Origin of the sequence: Cystobacter fuscus DSM 2262, from assembly GCF_000335475.2 — a bacterium.
Taxonomy (GTDB): domain Bacteria; phylum Myxococcota; class Myxococcia; order Myxococcales; family Myxococcaceae; genus Cystobacter; species Cystobacter fuscus.
In genome coordinates, this window is record NZ_ANAH02000001.1 from 372,541 (window position 1) to 396,559 (window position 24,019).

Annotated in this window: 17 protein-coding genes and 1 pseudogene; 9 read left to right on the plus strand and 9 right to left on the minus strand. The window is 70.1% G+C overall.

Annotated elements, in window-relative coordinates:
• The first annotated feature begins 3 nt into the window (after positions 1-3).
• The 3 genes from D187_RS01395 to D187_RS49280 are packed head-to-tail and all read left to right on the plus strand — an operon-like array spanning position 4 to position 6,990.
• Positions 4-927, plus strand: a complete 924-nt coding sequence (locus tag D187_RS01395; RefSeq protein ID WP_002622136.1) for a hotdog family protein — start codon at positions 4-6, stop codon at positions 925-927.
• Entirely contained in the window at positions 924-6,314 is a 5,391-nt protein-coding gene (locus D187_RS01400; protein WP_002622137.1) for an SDR family NAD(P)-dependent oxidoreductase, read from the plus strand. Before D187_RS01395 ends, D187_RS01400 begins: the two co-directional genes overlap by 4 nt.
• Entirely contained in the window at positions 6,301-6,990 is a 690-nt protein-coding gene (locus D187_RS49280; protein ID WP_002622138.1) for a 4'-phosphopantetheinyl transferase family protein, read from the plus strand. Before D187_RS01400 ends, D187_RS49280 begins: the two co-directional genes overlap by 14 nt.
• A gap of 27 nt (positions 6,991-7,017) precedes the next feature.
• Here D187_RS49280 and D187_RS49285 read toward each other — a convergent pair whose 3' ends face one another.
• Positions 7,018-8,850 (minus strand): methyl-accepting chemotaxis protein, encoded by a 1,833-nt coding sequence (locus D187_RS49285; protein WP_002622139.1) that lies wholly within the window; start codon positions 8,848-8,850, stop codon positions 7,018-7,020.
• A 188-nt stretch (positions 8,851-9,038) separates the two neighbouring features.
• Positions 9,039-9,782 (minus strand): SDR family NAD(P)-dependent oxidoreductase, encoded by a 744-nt coding sequence (locus D187_RS01415; protein WP_002622140.1) that lies wholly within the window; start codon positions 9,780-9,782, stop codon positions 9,039-9,041.
• Positions 9,783-9,988: 206 nt separating this feature from the next.
• On the opposite strand from D187_RS01415, the gene D187_RS01420 reads away from it, so the two are divergent.
• The 3 genes from D187_RS01420 (at position 9,989) to D187_RS01430 (ending at position 14,282) form a co-directional block, all read left to right on the plus strand.
• Entirely contained in the window at positions 9,989-11,437 is a 1,449-nt protein-coding gene (locus tag D187_RS01420; RefSeq protein ID WP_020917716.1) for an NAD(P)/FAD-dependent oxidoreductase, read from the plus strand.
• Positions 11,438-11,529: 92 nt separating this feature from the next.
• On the plus strand, positions 11,530-13,611 hold the full coding sequence (locus tag D187_RS01425) for an OPT family oligopeptide transporter (protein WP_002622142.1): 2,082 nt from the start codon (positions 11,530-11,532) through the stop codon (positions 13,609-13,611).
• A gap of 233 nt (positions 13,612-13,844) precedes the next feature.
• The gene (locus D187_RS01430) at positions 13,845-14,282 is read left to right on the plus strand and encodes a citrate lyase holo-[acyl-carrier protein] synthase (RefSeq protein WP_002622143.1); all 438 of its coding nucleotides are present in this window, start codon (positions 13,845-13,847) and stop codon (positions 14,280-14,282) included.
• Between the two features lie 12 nt (positions 14,283-14,294).
• Here the strand turns inward: D187_RS01430 and D187_RS01435 are convergent, their stop codons facing one another.
• From D187_RS01435 to D187_RS01460, 6 genes are all read right to left on the minus strand, one after another.
• Entirely contained in the window at positions 14,295-15,467 is a 1,173-nt protein-coding gene (locus D187_RS01435; protein WP_002622144.1) for a pyridoxal phosphate-dependent aminotransferase, read from the minus strand.
• Positions 15,464-15,742, minus strand: coding sequence for a hypothetical protein (locus D187_RS01440; protein WP_002622145.1), 279 nt, complete (start codon positions 15,740-15,742; stop codon positions 15,464-15,466). The genes D187_RS01435 and D187_RS01440 overlap by 4 nt, the downstream gene beginning before the upstream one ends.
• 103 nt (positions 15,743-15,845) lie before the next feature.
• The gene (gene bioD / locus D187_RS01445; protein ID WP_002622146.1) at positions 15,846-16,559 is read right to left on the minus strand and encodes a dethiobiotin synthase; all 714 of its coding nucleotides are present in this window, start codon (positions 16,557-16,559) and stop codon (positions 15,846-15,848) included.
• A 13-nt stretch (positions 16,560-16,572) separates the two neighbouring features.
• Entirely contained in the window at positions 16,573-17,745 is a 1,173-nt protein-coding gene (bioF, locus tag D187_RS01450; protein WP_002622147.1) for an 8-amino-7-oxononanoate synthase, read from the minus strand.
• Entirely contained in the window at positions 17,742-18,773 is a 1,032-nt protein-coding gene (gene bioB / locus D187_RS01455; protein WP_002622148.1) for a biotin synthase BioB, read from the minus strand. The genes bioF and bioB overlap by 4 nt, the downstream gene beginning before the upstream one ends.
• Positions 18,774-18,919: 146 nt before the next feature.
• A complete protein-coding gene (locus D187_RS01460; RefSeq protein WP_002622149.1) occupies positions 18,920-19,189 on the minus strand; it encodes a GlsB/YeaQ/YmgE family stress response membrane protein in 270 nt (89 codons plus the stop codon).
• Positions 19,190-19,374: 185 nt separating this feature from the next.
• Between D187_RS01460 and radA the strand changes: the two genes are divergently transcribed.
• Positions 19,375-20,736: a DNA repair protein RadA gene (radA, locus tag D187_RS01465; protein ID WP_002622150.1), complete on the plus strand. Its 1,362-nt coding sequence runs from the start codon at positions 19,375-19,377 to the stop codon at positions 20,734-20,736.
• Positions 20,737-20,837: 101 nt separating this feature from the next.
• On the opposite strand, the gene D187_RS01470 is transcribed toward radA, so the two are convergent.
• The gene (locus tag D187_RS01470) at positions 20,838-21,059 is read right to left on the minus strand and encodes a hypothetical protein (protein WP_020917717.1); all 222 of its coding nucleotides are present in this window, start codon (positions 21,057-21,059) and stop codon (positions 20,838-20,840) included.
• Positions 21,060-21,209: 150 nt separating this feature from the next.
• On the opposite strand from D187_RS01470, the pseudogene D187_RS51850 reads away from it, so the two are divergent.
• A pseudogene (locus tag D187_RS51850) lies at positions 21,210-21,554 on the plus strand (DUF2000 family protein); the annotation flags it as partial.
• Between the two features lie 158 nt (positions 21,555-21,712).
• Positions 21,713-24,019, plus strand: a complete 2,307-nt coding sequence (locus D187_RS01480) for an RCC1 domain-containing protein (RefSeq protein WP_076606070.1) — start codon at positions 21,713-21,715, stop codon at positions 24,017-24,019.

Consider the following 24,019-nt stretch of genomic DNA (forward strand, 5'->3'; position numbering starts at 1 on the left):
TCCGTGCAACCCGACACCTCACAATACCCCCTGGTGGAGGACGTGGCCGAGGTCTTCCGCGGGGAGAGCGCGGTCGCCAAGCGCGACGTGCGCCTTCCCGTGGAGCTCGACGAGGAGACGCGCCCGCTGTCCGCGTCCCTGGAGCTGGAGTTCCTCGCCGAGGTGGGCGCGCTCGTGTACCCGGACCGGGTGCTGGTGGGCATGCGGGACGTGCGCTGGTTCCTGCGCGCCCCGGTGCCCGCGGCCGCCGCGCGGCTGGTGGGGCGCGCGCGCCGGGAGCAGGATGGTGAGGTCTCGGTCTTCCTGTCGCTGGAGCAGGAGAGCAGCGAGGAGCCCATCCCCGTCTGCCGCGCCATCCTCCAGTTCGGCCAGGCCTATGGGCCCGCCCCCTGGCCCCAGCAGCAACGGCAGCTCGCGCCCCGCACGGAGAACCTCCAGAACGGGCGGCAGCTCTACACGAGCGTGGGCGGCCAGGGCGACCGCGTCCCCGAGTCGCTCCAGGTCGTCTCCTGGGCCCGGCTGTGTGAGCTGGGCCGCATCCAGGGAGGGCTCATCCACCCCCGGACGCTCTCCAAGGTCCTCCCCGCCAGCCGCATCCAGGTGGCCCCCGCCGCGCTCGAGGGGGCGCTGCACCTGGTGAAGTGGCTCTGGTACGCCTTCTCCGGCGAGGGCTCGCGCGAGATGGCGATGACCGACGCCAACTGGTACCGCATGCCGCGGCGGGACGAGCGGCTGCTGTGCGACGCTCGCTTGAGTGGCGCCGGCAGCGGCCTCGCCTCCTTCAACGCCCAGCTCCTCGGCCAGGACGGCATCCCCGTGCTCGAGTTGCGCGGCATCGGCATGGCCTCGCTGCCCTCCGAGGACACCACCCCCACCCTGCCCCGCGTCACCTGGCAGGCCTTCGTCAAGCTCCTGACCCCGCGATGACCTCCTCCGCGAACATCCCCCTGGCCATCATCGGACTCGGCTGCCGGCTGCCCGGCGCCGACACGCCCGCGCGCTTCATGAACCAGTCCCTCGAGGGGATGCGCGCCCTGACCCAGGCCCCGGAGGACTGGAACGCCGGCCTGCCCGTGCACCATCCGCTCCTGGGCGGCTTCGTCCCCGAGGAGGGCAAGGATTGGAAGCAGTTCAAGCTGCCGCCCGCCCACGTGGAGAAGATGCACCGCATGGAGCGGCTGCTGCACCTCACGCTCCTGCAGGCCACCCATGACGCCGGCTATGGCCCCGACAAGAGCCCGGGCAGCCGCTGCGCCATCTTCCTGGGCTCCACCGGCCTGGGCGTGGACCTGAAGACCGATCAGGCCCTGCGCCTGCGCGCCCCCGAGCTGAGAGATCATCTCGCCCCGCTGCTGGCCCACAGGCCCGACGGCGCCCGGCTGCTGGCGGCCGTGGAGCGGCACGTGGAGCAGCACGCCCCGCCCATCATCACCGAGACGGTGCCCATGACGGCCACCATGGTGGCCAACCGCCTGTCCACCCTGCTCGACACGCGCGGCGGCCACCTCGCGGTCGACGCGGGCACGGCCTCGTCGCTGGCGGCGCTGCGGCTCGCCTCGCTCTCGCTCCAGCATGGCCAGTGCGACGTGGCGGTGGTGGGCGCGGTGGCGCCGCTGCTCAGCCCCTCCTCCTTCGGCCTGCTGGCCGCGCGCGGCTGGTTGGCGGAGCGCGAGCTGCTCGCGCTCGATGGGCGCTCCGCGGGCACGCTGCCCGGCGAGGGCGCCGTGGCGCTCGTGTTGTGCCGGCTGGATGACGCGCTGGCGGACAAGCAGCGCATCTACGCCGTGCTCCACGGCGTCACCGCCGAGGTGAACCTCAAGCAGGGCCTGTCGCGCCTGTCGCGCATGGTGGATCGCGCCGCGCGCGCCTGCCTGGACCTGAGTGGAGTGGAGGCCGAGCAGGTGCGGCACGTGGAGCTGCAGGCCTGCGGCGTGCCGGGCCTGGAGGACCAGGAGCTGCTCGGGCTCAAGGCGGCGCTCTCCGCGACACGCTCCGAGCCGCTGACCTTCTCCACGGCGGCGCCCCAGGTGGGCTTCCAGCAGGCGGCCAGCGGGCTCGTGTCGGTGATGCGCGCGGCGCTGTCGCTGCACGGCAACGTGCGCGCGCCCGTGGCCGGACTCACCTCGCCCCGGCCGGGCGCGGACGGGCTGTTGCACTGCCTCACCCGCCCGGAGCCGCTGCCGCCGCGCGCCTACGTGGGCGTCAGCAGCCTGGGCTGGAGCAACATGGCCTATCACGCGCTGCTCGGGCCCGCGCCCACGCGCGAGGCGTGGACGGACATCCGCCCCGTGCGCCCGGCCGTGCAGAAGTTCGCCATCGTCGGCATGGGGGCGCTCGCGCCCGGAGCGCCGGATGCCCAGGCGCTGTGGACGAACACGGTGTCCAAGGCGGACGCCATCGGCGACCTGCCGACCTCGCGCTTCGACGTCAACCGCACCCTGGGCGCCCTCTTGAGCAAGAACGAGGTGGTGCCCCGGCTGGCCGGCACGGTGGAGATTCCGCTCGCCGAGCCGCGCTGGCTCAAGCTGCCTCCCGCGCAGGCCGCGGCGTTGGACCCATCCGTCCCCATCTTCGTCAAGGCGGCGGAGGAGGCGCTCGGCCAGGCGGGCCACGAGCCCGGCGCGTGGAATGGCAAGCGCGTGCAGGTGGTGGTGGGCCAGTTGCCCGTGCGCTACAAGGAGTTCGAGATCGAGGTGCGCTTCGTCGGCGAGCGCTACCTCAAGCTGGCGGCGCAGGCCCTGCGCGCCGAGGGCCTCACCGACGCCCAGGTGGCCCCCCTCATCGAGGCCGCGCGTGCCAACCTGGTCTCCAAGCTGCCCCCGCTGGATGAGAACACGTCCCAGTACTACTCGGGCATCGCCTGCGCGGCGCGGCTGGCCGCCCTGCATGACTTCAACGGCGGGGTGATGGCGGTGGACGCCGCGTGCGCCAGCTCTCCCGCGGCGCTGCACGCGGGCATGCTCGCGCTGAGCAACCGCGACGTCGACGTCGTGGTGGCTGGCGGCGTGGCCTTCAACCTGGTGCCCGAGTACGCCGCCGCCCTGGCCGCGCTCGGCATCCTCTCGCCGCGCGGGACCTTCCCCTTCGACGATCGCGCCGATGGCTTCGTGCCGGCCGAGGGCGCGGGCGCGGTGGTCATCAAGCGCCTGGAGGACGCGGAGGCGCAGAAGGACCGCATCATCGCCGTCATCTCCGGCATCGGCTTCTCCAGTGACGGACGGGGCACCAGCGTGTTCGCGCCCAACCCCAAGGGACAGGCGCGCGCGGTGGAGCGCGCCCTGGAGGACGCGAAGATCCACCCGGACCAGATGGGCCTCCTGGAGGCGCACGGCACGGGCACGCGCATGGGAGACAGCGCGGAGGCCACCGCCTATGGCGAGGCCTTCCAGTCGCGTGGGCGCGACAACCCCGTGCCCATGGGCACGCTCAAGTCGCAGATCGGCCACACCTCGTCGGCCAGCGGCATCCTCGCCCTCATCAAGACGGCCTTCGCGGTGAGCGAGGCGTACCTGCCGCCCATGAACGGCGGCGAGTTCCCCAAGGCGGAGATTCCCTTCGACAAGCTGCCCATCGCCCTGTCGCTCGAGGGCCGTCCGTGGCCGGCGCCCCGGGAAGGCAAGCGTTACGCGGGAGTGAGCTCGTTCGGCGCGGGTGGCACCAACTACCACGTCATCCTGGAGGAGCACGGCAACGTCCACCGCAAGCCCCAGACGGTGGACCCGCAGAGCCTCACCTCGGGCCATCCCCTGCCCAGCCGCGGCCTGTCCGCGCAGCGCTGGAGCGTGGACCTGGTGCCGCTGGCGCTCTCGTCGGAGAAGCGCTACCCGCTCGCGGGCCGCAAGCTGCTCTTGCTCGGGGACGAGCCGGGCCTCGTCGCCGCCTTCAGCCGCCTGCTCGTGGGCAAGGGCGTGCGCCTGGCCACGGTGCAGGTGACGGGCCTCACCGACGCGCTGGAGGTGGAGCGCCGCGTGCGCATGGCCAGCGCGGAGCTGGGAGGAGCGGATGGCGTCATCGACCTGGGCGCCTTCGGTCCGGTGGAGTACTTCCTCACGCTGGGCAGCGCCCGCTTCGCGCGCCGCATGGCGGAGACCACGGCGCGCTGGCACGGCACCGGCCGCGCGCTCTACGAGCGGATGCGGGACGCCAAGGGGCGCAACGCCTGCTACGTGGCCGTCACCACCATGGGCGGTGACTTCGGCTTCGTGGGAGATGGCGGCAACGTGATGGGCGGCGCGCTCGCGGGCTTCCTCAAGGGGCTCAAGCAGGAGCTGCCCTCCACGGTCGTCAAGACGATCGACTTCGAGCCCCGCGTGTCGCACTGGGTGGTGGCGGAGACGGTGGCGCGCGAGCTGGAGGAAGGCAGTGATCGCACGGAGATCGGCTACCTGGCGGGCCGCCGCTTCGTGGTGGGGCTGCGCCGCTCGGACTTCTCCCAGGAAGACAACACGGTGCTGCGGCGGGTGGACCCGAGCTGGGTGCTGCTCTTCTCCGGAGGCGGGCGCGGCGCCGTCTTCGAGGTGGCCAAGGCGGTGGCGAGACTGGGCCCCAAGGTGATCGTCACCGGGCGCACCCCCACGCCCACGGGAGACGAGCCCTACCTGGCGCTGGACGACGCGGACTTCGAGAACTACCGCAAGGAGGAGATGGTGCGCCGCAAGAAGGCGGACCCGTCCCTCACGGTGGTGCGCTTCAACGAGATGTTCGAGTCCTACGTCCGGGCACGCGAGCTGTGGCGCAACCTCCAGGAGGTGTACGCCCAGGGCCTGTCCATCGAGTACGAGACGTGCGACGTGCGCAGCGCCACGGACGTGCGGGCCATGGTGGACCGGGTGCGCGAGTACCACGGCCACATCGACGGCATCGTCCACGGCGCCATGGTGGAGTCCTCCAAGAGCCTGCCCGACAAGACGCCCGGCATCGTGGCCTCCACCATGGCGGTGAAGGTGCTCGGCCTCATCAACCTGCTGGAGGCCACGCGGCGCGATGACCTGAAGCTGATGATGTGCTTCGGCTCGGGCGCGGGCCGCTTCGGCAACAAGGGCCAGGCGGACTACAGCGCCGCCAATGACTTGATGAGCAAGTGCGCCATGGCGTACGCGCACCGGGCCCGGCCCCACATGCGCTGCGTCACCATCGACTGGACGGCGTGGGAAGGCGTGGGCGCCGCGGCGCGGCAGATGGACGTGGTGCAGAACACCGGCGTGTCCTTCATCACCCCGGCGGAGGGCGCCTACTGGTTCATCAACGAGCTGATGCTCGGCCGCTCCGAGCGCGAGGTGGCCATCTTCGACGAGCGGCTCTTCCGCGAGTGGCCCTTCCTGGGCGCCTCCGCGGACGGCCCGGACGCGCGCACCGTGTACGACGACCGCGGCTTCCTGCTCGTGCGCTCGGACTACCCGATGCTCGACTGCGTGGAGCGCCATGACGCCGAGGGGCTCATCGCCACGCGCACGTTCGACCTGAGGACGGACCCGTTCGTGCTCCAGCACCAGCTGGACTCGGTGCCCATCATGCCCGGCACCTTCGGCTTCGAGATGCTGGGCGAGACGGCCTCCCTCTTCCGCCCGGACCTCTCCGTGCTGCGCGCGGAGAACCTGCGCATCGAGACGCCGCTCAAGTTCTTCAAGGCCCCGCTCACCGGCGAGCGCGCCAAGGGCAAGCCCGTCCACGTCACCCTCACCGCCAAGGTGCTCAAGCGCCAGGGCGACGAGCTGACGCTCTACGTGGAGTCCAGCAGTGACCTGGCGCTGGGCGGGCGCTCCGAGCAGACCCAGCGGCGCATCCACCAGCAGGGCATCTTCGTGCTCGGACCACCGCCGCCCGCGGAGGCCAGCCAGGGCAAGCTGCCCGAGGCGCTCCCTGGCGCGCGCGCGCGCTCCATCTTCCACCTGGCCAAGGAGCCCCTGTACCTGGGTCCGCTCTTCTGCCGCGCGGAATGGGTCTACGTGGGCGAGCGCGAGGTGGAGGGCATCATCCGCGCGCCCCGGCAGCGGGAGATCTTCACGCACGTGGCCAGGCCCCGCTTCCAGTTGGATCCGCTCCTGCTCGACGCCGCCTTCCAGGTGGCGGCCAACTGGGACGGACACCACAACAACCTCGTGTCGGTGCCCATGGGCGTGGACCACCTGGTGCGCGGGCGCCAGCGGCGGCTCGGCGAGTCGGGCCACGTCAAGGCGCGGATGATGCGGGTGGAGGGCGAGGACGTCATCTACGACTTCGAGGTGCGGGGCGAGGACGGCGCGCTGCTCTTGGGCGGCAGCGGGCTGTGGTTCCGGCGGCTGCGCCGGGGTGAGCAGCGGAGTGCGGAGAGCTGAGCGGCTCCAGCTCCCCGGCGGGCGGGAGCTCTTCCTGGGCTGGGCCGAGGTGGGGGCGGAGGACGACGCCACCCTCCGCGGCCTGGAGCGCGAGGGGCTCGCCCGGTGCCGCACGGCCAAGCGGCGGCGGGAGTTCGTCGCGGGCCGGCTCGCCGCGCACCGCGCCCTCGAGCGCCTGGAGCCCGGAGCCCGGGCGGAGGTGACGGCGCGCGCCGAGGGGCCGGACGCGGGCCGCCCGGTGCTCGTACCCGAGCGGGGACTCGCGCTGTCCATCTCCCACTCCACGGGCCTGGCGGTGGCGGCGCTCGCGCGCGGCGGCGCGCTGGGGGTGGACCTGGAAGAGCGGGTGGAGGCGGGCGAGGCCTTCCTCGAGGAGGCCTTCGCTCCGGGTGAGCGCGCGGGCTACGCCAGCGTGTGCGGAGCGGAGGTGGACGCCACCACCGCCGCCTGGGCGATGAAGGAAGCGGTGCTCAAGGTGTGGGGCGTGGGGCTGCGCGCCCCCTTGCAGAAGGTGGCGGTGCGCCCCGTGCTGCTCCACGCGCACGCGGGGCTCCTGGCCCTGCGGGTGAAGCTCGACACGTGGGAGCTGCCCCCGGGGCTCTGCGAGCCCCCGTCCGTCCTGGACGCGCTGCTGCTCACGGACGGCACGGGGCGGGTGCTGGCGGCCGCCGGCTGACGGCCGCCAGGGTTGCTTCCGGGTCCGCTAGGCCCGCTCGGCCCGCTCGGCCGAGGAAGCCTCCTCGGCGCTCAGGGCGGTCTGGAAGTTGTACTCCTCGACGAAGGACGTCACGCGCGAGGCCACGATGCGCATGTGGTCCGCGGCCTCGTCGCTCGTGCGCAGACTCGCCATCGTCTGATCCATGATCTTCGTGAGATCATTCACCGCCTGGAAGATCTGCCCGATGCCCTGGTTCTGCTGGGTGACGGCCGCGGAGATCTGCCGCACGGAGTTCACGTTGTCGCGCACGATGCCCGACAGCTGCTTGATGTTGTCGCCGAAGGAGCGCAGCTGCTGCACGCTGCCCTGCACCTTGCCCGAGCCGCTCTCCGTCATGTCGGCCGTGGCGCGGATGGACTCGCTCAAGTCCTGCAGGATGTTCTGCACGTTGTAGGTGGCCTTGACGGACTGGTCCGCCAGGCTGCGGATCTCCCGCGCCACCACACTGAAGCCCTTGCCGTGCTCACCCGAGCGCACCGCCTCGATGGCGGCGTTGAGCGCCAGCATGGTGGAGCGGTCCGCCAGGCTCTTCACCGTGGTGGTGATGTTGGCGATCTGCTGCGCCCGCTCATCCAGCGAGCGGATGCTCTGCGCCATCTGCACCACCTGCTGCTGGATTTCATGCATGCCCGCGAGGCTCTGCTCGAGCGCCGCTTCGCCCGCGCGGCCGATCTGATCCGCGCGCTCGGCCTGCTGCAACACGTCCTCCGCCTTCTGGGCGGCGACCATCGACGTCTGGCGGATCTCCTGGGCGGTGACCTGGGTCTCCTGCAGCGCCGCGGCCTGGATGGAGAGCGCCTCGGTCTGCTCCTTGTGCGAGCTGTTGAGCCGTCCGGCCGAGGAGCCCAACGTCTGCGCCGAGTCACTGAGCGACGAGGAGAAGGTGCGCAACCGCTCGAACGCGGAGGCGGTGGCCATGGACAGATCACCCACCTCGTCGGTGGAGACCCAGTACGGCAGCGCCGGCCGGCCCGAGGCGATGGAACCGATGGACTTCTGCACGGCGCCCGAGCCCTCGCTCTGGTGGCGAGCGATTTCCCAGGCGCACCACGCCGCGGCGAAGGTCATGAACCCACCGACGCCCACGATGGGAACGACGAGCGAGTCCAGGATGCCAATCACCCGCGTCTGCACGAGCGTGAGGAGCGTCGGGGCCACCTCCGACAGCTCCGCGAACAAGCTCTCGTAACCACTGCCGCTCTTCTTCGAGATGATCATCCCCGTCACCGTCAGCGTGGCGAACACGAAGATGGCGAAGCAGTAGGGCAGGAACCAACGCTGCTTGGGCCACAGGAAGCCGCGCTCGTCGTCGATGCGCAGCTGCGGGTACTTGTGCAGCTCCTCGATGGCATGGGGCCGCAGCACGCGCTCCATGCGCAGCGCCATGCGGATGCCGACGACCATCGCCAGCAGGCCGAAGGCGAGCATCGACTGGGGGATGATCCACGGATTCAGGTCGTACTTCACCACGGGCCAGGTGGCCCACGTGATACAGGAGCCCTGGTAGGCCAGCATCACGCCGATCTCGATCTTGCGCGGGGCCTTGAGGATGCGCCGCAGACGCTCACCCGGCAGGTCCTCGGGCCGCGGCGTCACGGCGCTCGTCACGAAGTGGCGGATCACGAAGAACGTGATGACGTTGCCGAAAATGGGCGTGTTGCACGTCGCGTTGATGAGGAAGACCTTCAGGGCCAGTTTGGACTCCAGGCCCATCACCAACGTGAGCAGGTAGGCCACCGGCACCAGCGCGGTCAACATCGCGAACTGCTGCTCCAGGTAGCAACGCCAGACCAGACGCTTCAACTCAGGCTTGTTCATCGCGTTTTCATCCTAGCACCGTTTTTTCCCGCGCCGCTGTTTCACGCCGCGGATCATCCCGCCCGGAGAAGCTCCCGGCCTCCTCGGGCGGAGGGCAGGAGAGGAGCCTGAGAGGTCCCTCGCGCCCGACCCGATTCGACAGGGCGGGTCACGCTCGGCGGCCAGGCTCCACGGGGCCTCCGGGTGGCCTACTTCATGAGGTAGCCACCATTGACCCCCAACGTCTGCCCGGTCACCCATCGGGCGTCCTCGGAGGCGAGGAAGGCGACCGAGCCGCTGATGTCCTCGGGGCGGCCCACCTTGTCCAGCAACGTCTGCGACGCGATGGTGCGCCGGACCTTGAGGGGCACGTCGCTCACCATGTCCGTGGCCACCAGGCCGATGATGAGCGCGTTGACCGTGATGCCCCGCGGGGCGAGCTCGATGGCCGCGGTGCGGGTGAGCGACTCGACGGCGGCCTTGGTGGCCGCGTACATGCCATCCCAGGCGATGTTCTTGTGGGCGCTCACGGACGAGAAGTTGATGATGCGCCCCCGGTCCGACATGAGGCGCCCCGCCAGACGGCAGCCCACGATGAGCCCCCAGATGTTGACCTCCACGAGCCGTTGGAAGAGCGCCCGGTCGAGGGTGTCCAGGGACGCGGGGGCCTGGGCCGCCGCGTTGTTGACCAGGATGTCCACGGACCCGAAGTGCTGGCGGGTCGTGTCGAAGAGCGCCTGCATCTGCGCCTCGTCCGCCACGTCCGCGCGGCAGGAGATGGCCTCGCCCCCCGCGGCATGGATGGAGCGCACCACCTCCTCGGCCGCCTGCGCGCTCTGGGCGTAGTTGACCACGACCCTGGCGCCCTCGGCCGCCAGCCTCCGTGCGACCGCGGCACCAATGCCGCGGGAGCTTCCCGTGACGATGGCCACCTTCTGATCGAGCCTGGGCATGCGTTTGCTGTTCCTCTTGATGTGGATCTTTCCGTGAAGGCTATCCCGAGCCACGAGCGAGCGCAGCCATTCACACCGGCAGCGAACCACCCTTCACCCGAGTGGAGGGGAAGCACGCGAGGCACACGAGTACCCTCTCGGATTCTCATATATCGTCCGGGACCGAACGGTCCGGCGAGTCTGACCAATCGACAAGGGGGAAGTAGATGAAGCCCAACACGCACAGGTTCGGACAAGCGGTGATCATCGGAGGAAGCATCGCGGGGCTGATGAGCGCCCGGGTGCTGGCGGATCACTTCGACAAGGTGCTCGTCCTGGAGCGCGAGCCGTTTCCCGAGGGGCCCGAGGCGCGCAAGAGCACGCCCCAGGGGCGCCACATCCACGCGGTGCTGGAGGCCGGGCTCAAGACGATGGAGGGGCTGTTCCCGGGCTTGCGGCGGGAGCTGGAGGCGGGGGGCGTCGAGTACATCGACATGGCCCGGGACGCCGCCTGGCTCCAGTCGGGAAGCTGGAAGGCGCGCTATGAGGGAGACATCGAGACCATCCTCGTGTCGCGGCCCTTCCTCGAGTGGAAGCTCCGCGGCCACGTCGCCGCGCTGCCCAACGTGGAGCTGCGCACGGGGTACTGCGTCGAGGAGTTGGTGTTGGACGCCTCGCGCACCCGCGCGGTGGGCGTGAAGGTGAAGGGCCCGGAGGGAGAGCAGGAGATTCCAGGCGCGCTCATCGTGGACGCCAGCGGCCGGGGCTCCCGGGCGCCGCAGTGGTTGGAGGCGCTGGGCTTCGGCCAGGTGGAGCAGGAGCAGGTGCGCATCGACCTGGGCTACACGAGCCGCCTCTACGAGCGCCCCCCCGGCTTCGATGCGTGGAAGATCCTCGTGCTCAATGGCAAGGCGCCCGAGAGCCAGCGCTCGGGCTTCATCTCCAACGTGGAGGGAGGGCGGTGGATCGTCAGCCTCAACGGCTACTTCGGCGACCACGCGCCCACCGACGACGCGGGCTTCCTGGAGTTCGCGCGCGGCCTGCCCACGCCCGCCATCTACGAGTACATCCGCGACGCCCGGCCCCTCACCGACCCGGTGCTGCACAAGATTCCGTCGAGCCGGTGGCTGCACTACGAGCGGCTGGCGCGGCGGCCCGAGGGCTTCGTGCTGCTGGGGGACGCGGTGTGCGCCCTCAATCCCGTCTTCGGGCAGGGCATGACGGTGAGCGCCCTGGGAGCGAAGTTCCTCGGCGAGTGCGTCGCCCGGGCGAAGGCCTCGCCGGAGGGCCTGCCCCTGGAGGTGGCGCGGCCCTTCCAGAAGAAGCTCGCCGGGCTCATCGGGCTGTGCTGGACGCTCACCACCACCATGGACCTGGCGCACCCGCGAGCCGAGGGCAAGCGCCCCTTCGGCTTGAAGTTCCTCCAGTGGTCCTTCCAGAACATGATCGACCTGACGTCCCAGCACGCCGCGTCGTGCCGGACCTTCTACGAGGCGCTCCACCTGCGCAAGGGCATCATGGGGCTGCTGCAGCCCGGCTTCCTCGGGGCGCTGATGGTGTACAACCTCAAGAGCTTCTTCGTGCCGAGGCACAAGCGGGCCAACCTGGACCGGATGCCGGCCCGGCCGGGTCCCAGCCCGCGCCCGGGCCTGGGGCGGGTGGACGTCGCCGCCTGAGCCCCTGGGGCACCCAGTCATTTGGAGGACCCGGGAGGCGGTTGTAGAACCCTCCCCGACCCGGCCGTCCCCCTCCTGGGAGCCCCATCACAATGAAGCCTGATTCCGCTGGTCCCGCCGCGACCCAGTCCCTCCAGCCCGCCACAGAATTCCAGCCCTACATCCCCGCCGAGCGGATGGACGTGGCGGAGTTCACCCCCAAGGCCGTCATCATCGGGGTGTTCTTCGGCATCATCTTCGGCGCCGCCACGGTGTACCTGGCGCTCAAGGCGGGCCTGACGGTCTCGGCGTCCATCCCCATCGCGGTGCTCGCCATCTCCCTGCTCAAGAAGCTGGGGGGCTCGACGATCCTCGAGAACAACGTGGTGCAGACCATCGGCTCGGCGGGCGAGTCCATCGCCGCGGGCGTGGTGTTCACCCTGCCCGGCTTCCTCTTCCTGAGCCCCGCGAGCCAGGGCGCGAGCTTCTTCGAGTACTGGACCATCTTCACGCTGGCGCTGCTGGGCGGCGTGCTGGGCACGTTGATGATGGTGCCGCTGCGCCGCTCGCTCATCGTCAAGGAGCACGCCAACCTGCCCTACCCGGAAGGCACGGCGTGCGCCTCGGTGCTCATCGCGGGAGAGAAGGGCGGTGACCTGGCGAAGATCGCCTTCCAGGGCGTGGGCTTCGCGTTCGTGTACGCGCTCCTGCAGAAGATCGTGAAGCTCATCGCCGAGACGCCGGGGCTGGTGACGAAGCAGACCAACCGGTTCTTCCCCTCCGCCACGCTCAACGGCGACATCACCCCGGAGTACCTGGGCGTGGGCTACATCGTCGGACCGAAGATCGCCGGCGTGCTCGTGGCCGGTGGCGTGCTCGCGTGGCTGGGCCTCATCCCGCTGCTGGCCACGCTGGTGCCGGGTGACACCATCGCCGAGCAGTTGGTGAAGCTCGGCTACCTGCAGAGCCTCACCACGGCGGGAGGCCCGGGCGGGTGGGATCCGGCGACGCACACCTTCCGCGACACCGCGGCGGCCATCTACCGCGCGTACGTGCGGCAGATTGGCGCGGGCGCGGTGGCCGCGGGCGGCTTCATCACGCTGCTCAAGACGCTGCCCACCATCGTGTCCGCCTTCCAGGAGAGCCTCGCGTCCTTCAAGGAGGGCGCCGGGAAGGCCGTGCAGAAGCGCACCGAGAACGACCTGCCCATCACCGTGGTGCTCTTCGGCAGCGCGGCCCTCATCCTGGTGCTGGCCGTGCTGCCCTTCCTGCCCGGGAGCGTGTTCGGCCGGCTGATGCTGGGCATCCTCATCGTGGTGTTCGGGTTCTTCTTCGTGACGGTGGCCTCGCGCATCGTGGGCATCATCGGCTCGTCGTCCAACCCCATCTCCGGCATGACGATCGCCACGCTGATGGCCACCTGCCTCATCTTCATCGGCATTGGCTGGACGGGGGACATCTACCAGCCCATGGCGCTGTGCGTGGGCGGCATGGTGTGCATCGCGGCGGCCAACGCGGGCGCCACGTCGCAGGACCTGAAGACGGGCTACCTGGTGGGCGCCACCCCGCGCGCGCAGCAGATCGGCCTGATGATTGGCGCGGTGGCGGCGGCGATCGTCATCGGGCTCACCATGAAGCTGCTGGACACGCCCACCGAGGCGATGCGCGCCCAGGGCATCCTGCACCGCATCGGCACGGACGCGTACCCCGCCCCGCAGGGCACGCTCATGGCCACGCTCATCAAGGGCCTGCTGTCCTTCAACCTGGACTGGCAGTTCGTGCTCGTGGGCGTCTTCCTGTCGGTGACGATGGAGCTGTGCGGCGTGAAGTCGCTGTCCTTCGCCGTGGGCGCCTACCTGCCCCTGTCCACCACCGCCCCCATCTTCGTGGGCGGCGCCATCAAGGGCCTGTCCGACTTCGTGGCCCAGCGCAAGGGCGAGCACGTGGAGGAGTCGGAACTCGGCCCCGGCAACCTCTTCTCCACGGGCCTGGTGGCCGGTGGCGCGCTCGCGGGCGTGGTGGTCGCCATGCTGTCGGTGTACGGGCCCATCAACGACGTCATCTCCCGGCTGTCGGTGGAACACGCCCTCACCAACGTCCTGGGCGCGGGGGGTTACCAGCTGCTCGGCGTGCTCGCCTTCGCCTTCATGTGCTTCGTGCTCTACCGCGTCTCGCGCCGCCCCTCGCGGGTGTGACGCACCGCTTCCCCCACCCCGCCTGGCGCGCCAAGCGTGTGCTTGTCACCAGTGCGGGGGGCATTCCCGACGGATTTTTGAAGGTTGCAGGACGATCGTCGGCCCGCCCGCATGAAGAAGGAGCAGGCACTGCACATCTTTGTCACCGAAACGGCGAAGCGCTGTCCGCATCACTCCATCTAGGTAGTGGAGAAGGACATCGCGAAACCGGAGCGGTTCCGGGGGAGGCGACCATGGCCATGACCGTGACGAAGCTGGTGGAAGGACGAGAGGGACAGAACCGAGCCCTCGAGGCACGGGAGCGCCGCAACAAGGCGCGGCAGGCGGTGGCGCGGAGCATGTCGGGCCGATCCCTCGTCGAGCTGTCCCTGGACGGAGCCCGGGAGAGCGCCCTGGAGGATGACCGGGAGCGTCGCTTCCTCACCGCGCTGCAGCAAGTGGAGGCGGAGCTGGGGGTGGCGCCCTCGGAGATGGTGGAGGATGAGACGGGCTTCTATGGCCTCTTCGTCACCTCCATGCCCGCCCTGCTCGCCCGGCGCCGGGCCAGCCGCATCGAGGCGCGGGAGGCGTGGGATCAACGCCTGAGCATCGAGTGCTACGGGCTCGCGGGAAGCCAGGTGGCCACGGGCAAGGTGCCCCGCGAGGCCGTCAGCTCCCCCCACCTGCACTGACGCTCGGAGACCCTAGCCGCCCGCGGCCAGCACGCGCGCGAGCGGCCCCAGGGCGGCGGTGAAGACGTCCGGGTGCGTCAACAGCGACAACACGAGGAAGGCCCCTCCCCGGAAGTCATAGAAGTATCCCGGCTGCACGCTCACCCCTTCCTCCAGCAGGGCCAGACACGTGGCCTCCTCGCCGGGCTCCAGGGGAATGCGCAACACGGCGCTCCAGCCGCCCTGAGCGGGCACCACGTCCCAGGGCGCTCCCGCCGGCCGGGCCTCGAGCAGCCGGCGCCGGTTCTCCTTCACCCGCGCGAGCACCGCGCCCTGGAAGACAGGCGCGTGGGCCAGCCACTCCGGCAGGCTGAGCTGCACGGGCGTGTTCACCGGCAGGTACGTGTCCGCCACCAGTTCCAGGCGCGCCAGGGCCTCGTCCCGCGCCGCCTCGGGTCCCCCCACGTGCATCCACGCGAGCTTGAGGCCCGGCAGGCCGGCGACCTTCGACAGCCCCGACAGGCTGAAGGTGGGCATCGGCAGCGCCCGCCCGGCCACCGAGCCCACCCGCCCCGGCTCCGCGTCCCAGGCGAAGTCGGAGAAGACCTCGTCGGACACGAGCGCCAGCCCGGTCCGCGCGCACAGGGCACTCAGTGCCTCCAGCTCGCCCTCGCGCAGGTAGTGGCCCGTGGGGTTGCCGGGATTCACCACGAGCACCGCCCGCGTGCGCGCGTCACGCGCGGCATCCACCGCGTCCACGTCCAGGCCGAAGCCATGCGCGAGGGGCAGGCGGTAGGTGCGCGTCTCCACCCCCTCCAGCCGCGCGAGGTACTCGAAGAGCGGGTAGCTGGGCGCGGGCACGAGCACGTTGTCCCCCGGCTCGCACAGCAGCTTGAAGAGCCAGCCGTATGCCTCGCTCGTGCTCGCCGAGAGGACGAGGTGCTCGGGGCGGAGGGCGGCGCCCCGCGTGCCCAGGAAGGCCGCCACCGCCTCGCGGGCGGAGAGCAGGCCCAGGGACTCGGGGGCGTAGCGCAGGGCCTCCGGGTGGGCCAGCGGCGCGGGCGCGGGCAGGGGCAGGTCCGCGCGGGTGGGGTTGGTCTCCGTGAGGTCCATCACCGGCAGTCCCCGGGCGCGGCGGCTGGCGAGCGCCAGGGCCAGGGCGTTCCACGTCCGCGCGAATCCCGTGCGCGCGGAGAAGGGACTCACAGGCCCGTCTGGAGCATGGCGGAGGCCACGCGCCGGATGAGCTCGCGGCGGATCTCCTTGCGGCAGTGGTCGATCGCCTTGGGGTGGGGCTTGGGCAGTGTCCCCTCCCGCGAGCGGAGGGCGGTGCGCAACACCAGTTCGACCTTGGTCGGCTCGAGGTGGAAGAGCCGGGCTCCCTCCTTCTGCAGGAAGTAGGAGAGACCGCGCGTATCGAGGAGCTTGGAGAGGTATCGCCTGGAGTCAGCGAGGAGCGAGAGGTCGATGATGTCGGCCATTCGCCGAGGTTTCTCACCCGGATCGAAACATGCGTCCATTTCGCGGCCGGACGGTGCGAAAATTTGATCTCCGGCGCGCGTGCGAAACGCGGCGGAGGCCGATTTATCGGGCTCGCGCGCGATCCATCCCGAGCAGCGGGGCGAGTGCCGCGCGGAACGCCGCGTGACGGCGTACCGGCTGCAACAGGTAGGGAACAGGGCCCAGGACACGGACGCCATGACGCTCGGCGATGAGCGCCGCGTTGTCGCGCTCGGAAGGGTCGCGCGTGGGGGTGCTCCGCGACAGCAGCACCGCCGCGACAGGGATGTTGCGCGCGGCGAGGGCCTCGAGGGACAGGGCCGTATGGTTGAGCGTGCCCAGGCCCGCGCGGGCCACGAGCAGCACGGGCAGGCCGAGCGTGGAGATGAGATCGATGACGTCGTGGGAGGAGTCGAGCGGGACGAAGAGGCCGCCGGCGCCCTCCGCGACCACGGCCCCCTTGCCCACCCGCTCCCAGGCGGCGAGGGTGACGCCCCAGTCGGGCTCGCGGCCGAGGCGGCGCGCGGCGATGCCCGGGGCCAGGGGCGCTCGGAAGCGGTGGGGACAGACGAGGTCCAGGGGCAGGTCGCTGCGCGCGGCCTCGCGCAGGCTCAGCGCGTCCGCGGGGGCGCGCAGCGAGGCACACCCGCTCTCGTAGGGCTTGAAGCCCTGGGGGGACAGCCCCGCGTCGGCCATCAGGGACAGCAGGGCACGCGAGGCCTGGGTCTTGCCCACGCCGGTGTCGGTGCCCGTGACGAAGAAGCGGGGGACGGGGGGAAGCGCACGTTTGCGGGCCATGGGGCCTCCGGTGTCAGAGATTGAGGGAGCGCAGGGCGGCGAGCGCCAGGTCGAGCTGGCCCTCGGTATGCGCGGCGGACAGGCAGAAGCGCAACCGGCTGGTGCCTTCGGGGACGGTGGGCGGGCGGATGGCCTTCACGAGCAGGCCCCGGGAGCGCAACGCCTGGGAGGCCGCGACGGCGCGCTCGGGCTCGCCCACGATGACGGGGAAGACGGCGCTGCGCGGCTCCGCGGCGAAGCCGAGCTCTCGCAGCCCCTTGGAGAAGCGGTGGATGTTGCGCCACAGCCGGGCGCGCAGGGCGTCGTCCCGCTCGACGATGTCCACGGCGGCCTCGGCCGCGGCGCACAGGGCGGCGGGCAGCGCGGTGGAATAGACGAGCGGCCGGGCGCGCTGGAGCACGAAGTCCACCACCGGGCGGGACGCGGCGATGTACGCCCCCAGCCCGCCGAGCGACTTGCTCAACGTGCCCATGCGCACGTCCACGGCCCCTTCCAGGCCCAGCGCCTCGCACAAGCCCGCCCCCCGCTCGCCGAGCACGCCCGTGGCATGCGCCTCGTCGACGAGGAGCGCCGCGCCGTGGGCCTGGCACACCTGGACGATGTCGCGCAGGGGGGCGACGTCTCCATCCATGGAGAACACGGTGTCGGTGACGACGAGCCGGCGGCGCGCGGGGGTGGAGGCCAGGGCGCGCTCCAGCGCCTCGACGTCCGAGTGGGGGTAGACGACCGTGCGGGCGCGTGACAGCCGGCAGCCGTCGATGAGGGAGGCATGGTTGAGGGCGTCGGAGAAGACGGCGTCCTCGGGGCCCACGAGCGCCTGGAGGGTGCCCACGTTGGCCGCGTAGCCCGAGTTGAACAGGAGCACGGCCTCGGCGTGCTCGAAGGCGGCGAGCCGGGCCTCCAGCCGCTGGTGCGCGGAGGTGTCGCCCACCACCAACCGGCTCGCGCCGGAGCCCACGCCATGCACCTCGAGCGCGGCGGCGGCCGCGGCGCGCACGGTGGGCGACGCGGCCAGGCCCAGGTAGTCGTTGGAGGCGAAGTTGACGAGCGTCTCGCCGCCCAGGCGCACGAGCGGCCCCTGGGCGGAGTCGAGCGGCTCCAGATAGCGGCGCAGCCCCCGGGCCTTCAGGGCGGCGAGCCCCTCCTCGGCCCACGCGGTGGCCACGCCCGCGGCGCGCGCGCTCACCGGGACATGTCCGGCTCCATCGGCCGGATGCCCGCCTTCTCCAGCAGGGCCATGTCCTGGGCGTACTCGGGGTTGCCCGTGGTGAGCAGCTTGTCGCCGAAGAAGATGGAGTTGGCGCCCGCGAGCATGCAGAGCAGCTGCGCCTCCTCGTTCATCTGCTTGCGGCCCGCGGACAGGCGCACCATGGACAAGGGCATGAGCAGGCGCGCCGTGGCGATGGTACGCACCATCTCCACCGACTCCACCGGCTTCTGGTTCTCCAGGGGCGTGCCCTTCACCGCCACCAGCGCGTTGATGGGCACCGACTCCGGGTGCACCTCCTGGTTGGCCAGCGTGAGCAAGAGCCCGCAGCGGTCCTCCACGCTCTCGCCCAGGCCGATGATGCCGCCCGAGCACACGGAGATGCCCGCCTTGCGCACGCGCTCGAGCGTGCGCAGCCGATCGTCATACGTGCGCGTGGAGATGATGTCCCCGTAGTGCTCGGCCGAGGTGTCCAGGTTGTGGTTGTAGGCGGACAGGCCCGCCTCGCGCAGCCGCGCGGCCTGGCTCTCGGAGAGCATGCCCAGCGTGGCACACGCCTCCATGCCGAGCGCCTTCACGCCCTTCACCATCTCCAGGACGCTGTCGAACTGGGGACCGTCCTTCACCTCGCGCCAGGCCGCGCCCATGCAGAAGCGCGTGGCGCCCGCGGCCCGGGCCTGGGCGGCGGAGGAGAGCACGGCCTCCACCGGCATGAGCTTCTCGGCCTTCACGCCCGTGTGGTGGCGCGCCGCCTGGGGGCAGTAGCCGCAGTCCTCGGGACAGCCGCCCGTCTTGATGGACAGGAGCGAACACAACTGCACCTTGTTGTCCTGGAAGACGGCCCGGTGGACGCTCTGCGCCTTGTGGATGAGCTCCAGCAGCGGCAGCGCGTAGAGGGCGCGCACCTCGGGCAGCGTCCAGTCATGGCGGACGGTGACACCGGGAGGCGGCGTGGCGAAGTGGGCGTGGCCGTGGAACGAGTCGTCGGAAGGGGCGTGGGCGGACATGGGCTCCTCGGAAGAGCGCCGAACGTCGTGGATGGCCCCTGGCTTGTCAACCACGCAGCACGCCCGGGTTGACAACCCCCGGGCGTGCCGAAAATCACTCTGAAATCAGGGACTTGCGGAGGTCATCCCCCCGAAGGCCCGCCCTCTCAGGCGTGGATTCTGCGTCCGCGGCCCGCCCAGCCCGCCAGGAACAACACGACGATGGAGCCAATCACCGACATGATGAGACCCGAGGGATGCAGGTCGAGGACGCTCCGGCCCGGCGAGAACAGCGCGCCGATGAAGCCACCCACGAACGAACCCACGATGCCCAGGATCATCGTCATGACGAGACCCATGGACTGGCGGCCCGGAACCAGAGCACGCGCGATCAGACCCGCCACCAGACCCACCACGATGAACCAAATGATGCTCATCTGTTCTCTCCTCGATCGGGCACCGCCCCGTGCGGCCCCAGTGGACTGCAACTTGGGGAGCCCCTCCCCGGAGCACAACTTGTTCCGGCGAATTTGGATGGATCCCCACGCCTCCCTGCCTGCTCTGCTTACGGCCAGGAAATGAAGTGGGGCGGCGTGGGAGGGGTGCGCTAGAGACAACCTCCATGGCGAAGGCGAAGACGCATTACGCGTGTCAGGCATGCGGGTACCAGTCGGCGAAGTGGTTGGGGAAGTGCCCCGACTGCGGCGCGTGGAGCTCGCTGGTGGAGGAGACCGAGACGAAGGTGGACGAGAAGCGCCCGGCCTGGGGCGCCTCGGGCGGAGCCTCCAAGCCGGTGCGGCTGCGCGAGGTGAGCGGCGAGCAGGAGCAGCGCCGGCACACGGGCATCGCCGAGTTCGACCGGGTCCTCGGCGGCGGAGTGGTGGACGGCTCGCTGGTGCTGCTCGGCGGAGACCCCGGCATCGGCAAGTCCACGCTGCTGCTCGCCGCGTTGGACCGGCTGGGCCACGCGGGCCCGGTGCTCTACGTGTCGGGCGAGGAGTCCCTGCGGCAGACGAAGATGCGCGCCGAGCGCCTCCGGGTGGAGGGCGAGTCCATCCACCTCTTCGCGGAGACGGACGCGGAGCGGGTGCTCTCGGTGGCCGAGTCGCTCAAGCCCCGGGCGCTGGTGGTGGACTCCATCCAGACCATGTACCTGCCGGAGCTGGGCAGCGCGCCGGGGAGCATCTCCCAGGTGCGCGAGGTGGCCGGACGCTTCATGGCCTTCGCCAAGCGCAGCGGCGTGCCCACCTTCCTCGTGGGCCACGTGACGAAGGAGGGCTCCATCGCCGGCCCGCGCGTGCTCGAGCACATGGTGGACACCGTGCTCTACTTCGAGGGCGAGCGCGGCCACCCCTTCCGGATTCTGCGGGCGCACAAGAACCGCTTCGGCTCGACGAACGAGATTGGCGTCTTCGAGATGAAGGGCGCGGGGCTCGTGGAGGTGGCCGACCCCTCGGCGCTCTTCCTCGCCGAGCGCCCGGCGGGCAAGGCGGGCAGCGTGGTGACGTGCACGCTCAATGGCACCCGGCCCCTGCTGGTGGAGGTGCAGGCGCTGGTGGCGCCCACCGGCTACGGCACCGCGCGGCGCACGGCCATCGGCGTGGATGGCAACCGCGTGGCCCTGCTCGCCGCGGTGCTGGAGAAGAAGGAGGACATTCCCCTGGTGGGCTGCGACCTCTTCGTCAACGTGGCCGGCGGCATGCAACTGTCCGAGCCGGCGTGTGACCTGGCGGTGTGCGCGGCGCTGGTGAGCAGCCTGCAGAACCGGCCGCTCGAGGCGCACACCCTGGTGCTCGGCGAGGTGGGACTCGCGGGCGAGGTGCGCGCGGTGGGCCAGGTGGAGCCGCGGCTCGCCGAGGCGGCGAAGATGGGCTTCCAGCGCGCCGTCATTCCCAAGGGCAGCGCCCGGCGACTCGAGGACTCCAAGCTGGAGGTGGTCGGCGTGGAGACCCTGTCCGAGGCGCTCGGCGCCATGTTCGACTGAGCGGGCCCCTGCCCCACGAACGACGACCGGCCCCGCGCCGCGTCCCCTTTATCGGAGGACCGCGCGAGGCCGGTACGGATGAGCCGCTCGAGGAGCGGGAATCAGCCGCCGATGTTCTTGATGACGGACATGCCCATCTCGTGCAGCTGCTTCATCATCTGCGTGATGAACTGGTTGAGCTCCTGCTCCTTCTGCATCTTCATCTGGGCCTCCAGGAAGGGCTTCATCTCGGCGGGAGCGGTCGCGAGCATCTGGTTCTGGGCAGCGCTCAGACCGCCCATGGCACCTTGGGTCGAATTCACGATCGAGGACAGAGAGGACATGTGATTTTCCTTGGGCCCGCTCGGGGCCGAAGCTGGGGTTCGAATCCAACTGCTTGATAAATTGATTATCGATTCTTGAGAGCCGGAGTTTCCTCCCGGATTTTCGGAGCCATTTCCGGGCGGTTTCGGAGCACCCCCAGGGAGCCCGCCATGTCGGTGCGTCCGTGGTGGCGGGCAGGGGGGAGCGCGCGAACCACGCCGCGCGCCGCGCCCGGCCACGGGAATCGCCGCCTCGGCCCCGGAAGCCATCGACGAGCCCTACTAACGAGCCCTACTGAGGACGCCGTGGGCGGGCGCTACAGCCGGATGCTCGGCCAGCCGATACTCGTCTTCAGCGCCACGCGGGCCCAGCTCCAGGGCACCCACCGCGCCGCGCTGGAGCGCGGATTGGAGTCCGCCGTCTACGTGGGCGCCATGTTCTCCACCGGCAACGACGAGGCGAACCGCGCGGCGTTCCGGGCCGAGAACCCGGAGGATCTCGACCTCGTCGGCCTGGCGATCCGGGGTGACCGGAAGCAGGTCGACAAGGCCGTGAAGGGCCTGGCGCTCCACAAGGGAGTGAATGCTCGCGGAAATGGACCCGCACTCCACGCGAAGAGACGCCCCTATTCGTGTTATACTCGCGCGGAGGGAGGGGTTGAGTGCAAACAAGAATGTTGTATGGCCACACGTCGTGGAGTGCGTATTGTGCTGTCTTTTTCCTGCTCGTCATGGGGGGTTGCCAGGGAACAGACGGGCAGGGAACACCGGGTGGTGACGAGAGCATCACGAAGGCCGAGCGAAACATCGAGGCCCGCGGAACCCCCATCAGGATGGAAGGAGGAGCACACCATACGCTCGCTGTTCGCCAGGATGGAACGGTCTGGGCGTCTGGATACAATTATCATGGCGAGCTCGGCAACGGAACCGCGACCGATAGCCTTTCACCGGTCCAGGTTTCCAACCTGACCGGTGTCATCTCCGTCGCCGCCGGGTATTACCACTCGCTGGCCCTCAAGTCCGACGGCACCGTATGGGCCTGGGGCCTCAACACCTATGGCAACCTCGGTGACAACACCACGACCACTCGGACCAAACCCGTGCAGGTGCTCAACCTCACTGGCGTCATCGCCATCGCGGCCGACTATTACCAATCCTTCGCGTTGAAGTCGGATGGAACGGTCTGGTCGTGGGGGTACAATGGCAATAGCGCACTCGGAAACGCGTCACCCGCGACCCAGAAACTCCCAGCGCAGGTGCAGCAGTCGTTCGGCGGTATCCTCTCCCCCCTCACGGATGTCGTCGCGATTGCCGCGGGCACCCACCACACACTCGCCCTCAAGTCGAACGGAACGGTCTGGAGTTGGGGCCTCAATAGCTCTGGCCAGCTCGGAAATGGAACACTGGCGACCCAGTCCGCCGCCGTGCAGGCCGTGAACCTGACCGATGCGGTGGCCATCTCCGCCGGAGCAGCACACTCCCTCGCCCTGAGAGCGAACGGAGCCGTGGTTTCCTGGGGCGCCAACACCTACGGCCAGCTCGGCAATGGCACCACCACCACCAGTGCCAGCCCCGTGGGCGTTTCCGGACTGAACAACATCAAGAGTCTGGCCGCCGGAGGCAACCACTCACTCGCGCTCAAATCCGATGGAACGGTCACCGCCTGGGGGTACAACGCTTACGGGCAGGTGGGCAATGGCGCCACGGCCAATGTGCTTTCTCCCATAGCCGTATCGACGCTCAGCGGAGTGACAGCCGTGTCCGCGGGGGTCTCTCACTCCCACGCGATCGGAAGCTCGAACGGTGTCATCTGGGGCTGGGGGCTCAATACCTATGGAGGACTGGGTAACAATACCAAGGTGAATCGCTCCACACCTGGAACCATCCTGCTCACCTCGGGGCTCCAGGGTGTCGCGGGTGGCGCTCAACATACGATCTACGTCAAGGGGGACGGTACGGTGTGGGCCTGGGGCTCCAACACGTACGGACAGATCGGTGATGGGACGCCCTTGAGACGATTGACGCCGGTTCAGCTCAGCACCCTGACCGGCATCATCGCGGTAGCGGCTGGAGCGAACCATTCGCTCGCCCTGGCTGCCAATGGCACCGTCTTCGCCTGGGGCCGTAACAACCACGGCCAGCTCGGAGATGGAAGCACCACGAACCGGAGCCTGCCCACCCAGGTTCCGAACCTGACCGGCATCGTGGCCCTCGCGGCGGGAGCAACGCACTCGCTCGCCTTGCGGTTCGACGGGACGGTCTATGCCTGGGGAAGAAACCACCTGGGGCAGCTCGGAGATGAAACCTGTACCGATCGACTCTCCCCCGTCGCGGTCCATTACCTCGAAAAAGTCGTCGCCATTTCGGCGGGTGACAACCACTCCCTGGCGATCCACCAGAACGGCACCGCCTTCGCCTGGGGAAGCGATGAGCACGGACAGCTCTGTGATTCCGGCTCGGGTTCCGGGCGGTTCAGCCCGCTCATCTCGCAGATTCCCGGCATCGTGAAGGGCATCGGCATCGCCGCGGGTGCGAACCACACGCTGTTGCTGGAAGCCAACGGAACGGCCTGGGCCTGTGGTGACAACCTGTACGGCCAGCTCGGTGACGGCACGACGACCGACAAGTCCGCGCCCGTGCCCATCACCACCCTGACCAATGCCGCGCGCCTCGCGGCTGGCGGAAATACCTCCGCGGCCCTGACCACGAATGGCACCGTGTCAACCTGGGGTCTCAACAGTTCCGGACAGCTCGGCGATAACACCACCGCCAGCAGGACCACGATCGCCCCGGTTCTGCGCACTGTCTACCCGACGGTTGAGGTCTTCTCCGGAGTGGCCAGCCTCGGAGCCGGTACCGCGCACCTCACGGCGGTGAAGACCGATGGCTACGTCCATTCATGGGGCCTCAACGACTCCGGGCAGATAGGGGATGGCACCCTGGTGAATCGTCCGCTGCCCACGGCGGCCCTGCTTCCCTGA

Coding starts and splice junctions, on each gene's coding strand:
- D187_RS01420 (WP_020917716.1), top strand. CDS start 9,989: ATGAAGCCCAACACGCACAGGTTCGGACAAGCGGTGATCATCGGAGGA.
- bioD (WP_002622146.1), bottom strand. CDS start 16,559: ATGGCCCGCAAACGTGCGCTTCCCCCCGTCCCCCGCTTCTTCGTCACG.
- D187_RS01460 (WP_002622149.1), bottom strand. CDS start 19,189: ATGAGCATCATTTGGTTCATCGTGGTGGGTCTGGTGGCGGGTCTGATC.
- D187_RS01425 (WP_002622142.1), top strand. CDS start 11,530: ATGAAGCCTGATTCCGCTGGTCCCGCCGCGACCCAGTCCCTCCAGCCC.
- D187_RS01430 (WP_002622143.1), top strand. CDS start 13,845: ATGGCCATGACCGTGACGAAGCTGGTGGAAGGACGAGAGGGACAGAAC.
- D187_RS01400 (WP_002622137.1), top strand. CDS start 924: ATGACCTCCTCCGCGAACATCCCCCTGGCCATCATCGGACTCGGCTGC.
- bioB (WP_002622148.1), bottom strand. CDS start 18,773: ATGTCCGCCCACGCCCCTTCCGACGACTCGTTCCACGGCCACGCCCAC.
- D187_RS01470 (WP_020917717.1), bottom strand. CDS start 21,059: ATGTCCTCTCTGTCCTCGATCGTGAATTCGACCCAAGGTGCCATGGGC.
- D187_RS01480 (WP_076606070.1), top strand. CDS start 21,713: ATGTTGTATGGCCACACGTCGTGGAGTGCGTATTGTGCTGTCTTTTTC.
- radA (WP_002622150.1), top strand. CDS start 19,375: ATGGCGAAGGCGAAGACGCATTACGCGTGTCAGGCATGCGGGTACCAG.
- D187_RS01440 (WP_002622145.1), bottom strand. CDS start 15,742: ATGGCCGACATCATCGACCTCTCGCTCCTCGCTGACTCCAGGCGATAC.
- D187_RS49285 (WP_002622139.1), bottom strand. CDS start 8,850: ATGAACAAGCCTGAGTTGAAGCGTCTGGTCTGGCGTTGCTACCTGGAG.
- D187_RS01415 (WP_002622140.1), bottom strand. CDS start 9,782: ATGCCCAGGCTCGATCAGAAGGTGGCCATCGTCACGGGAAGCTCCCGC.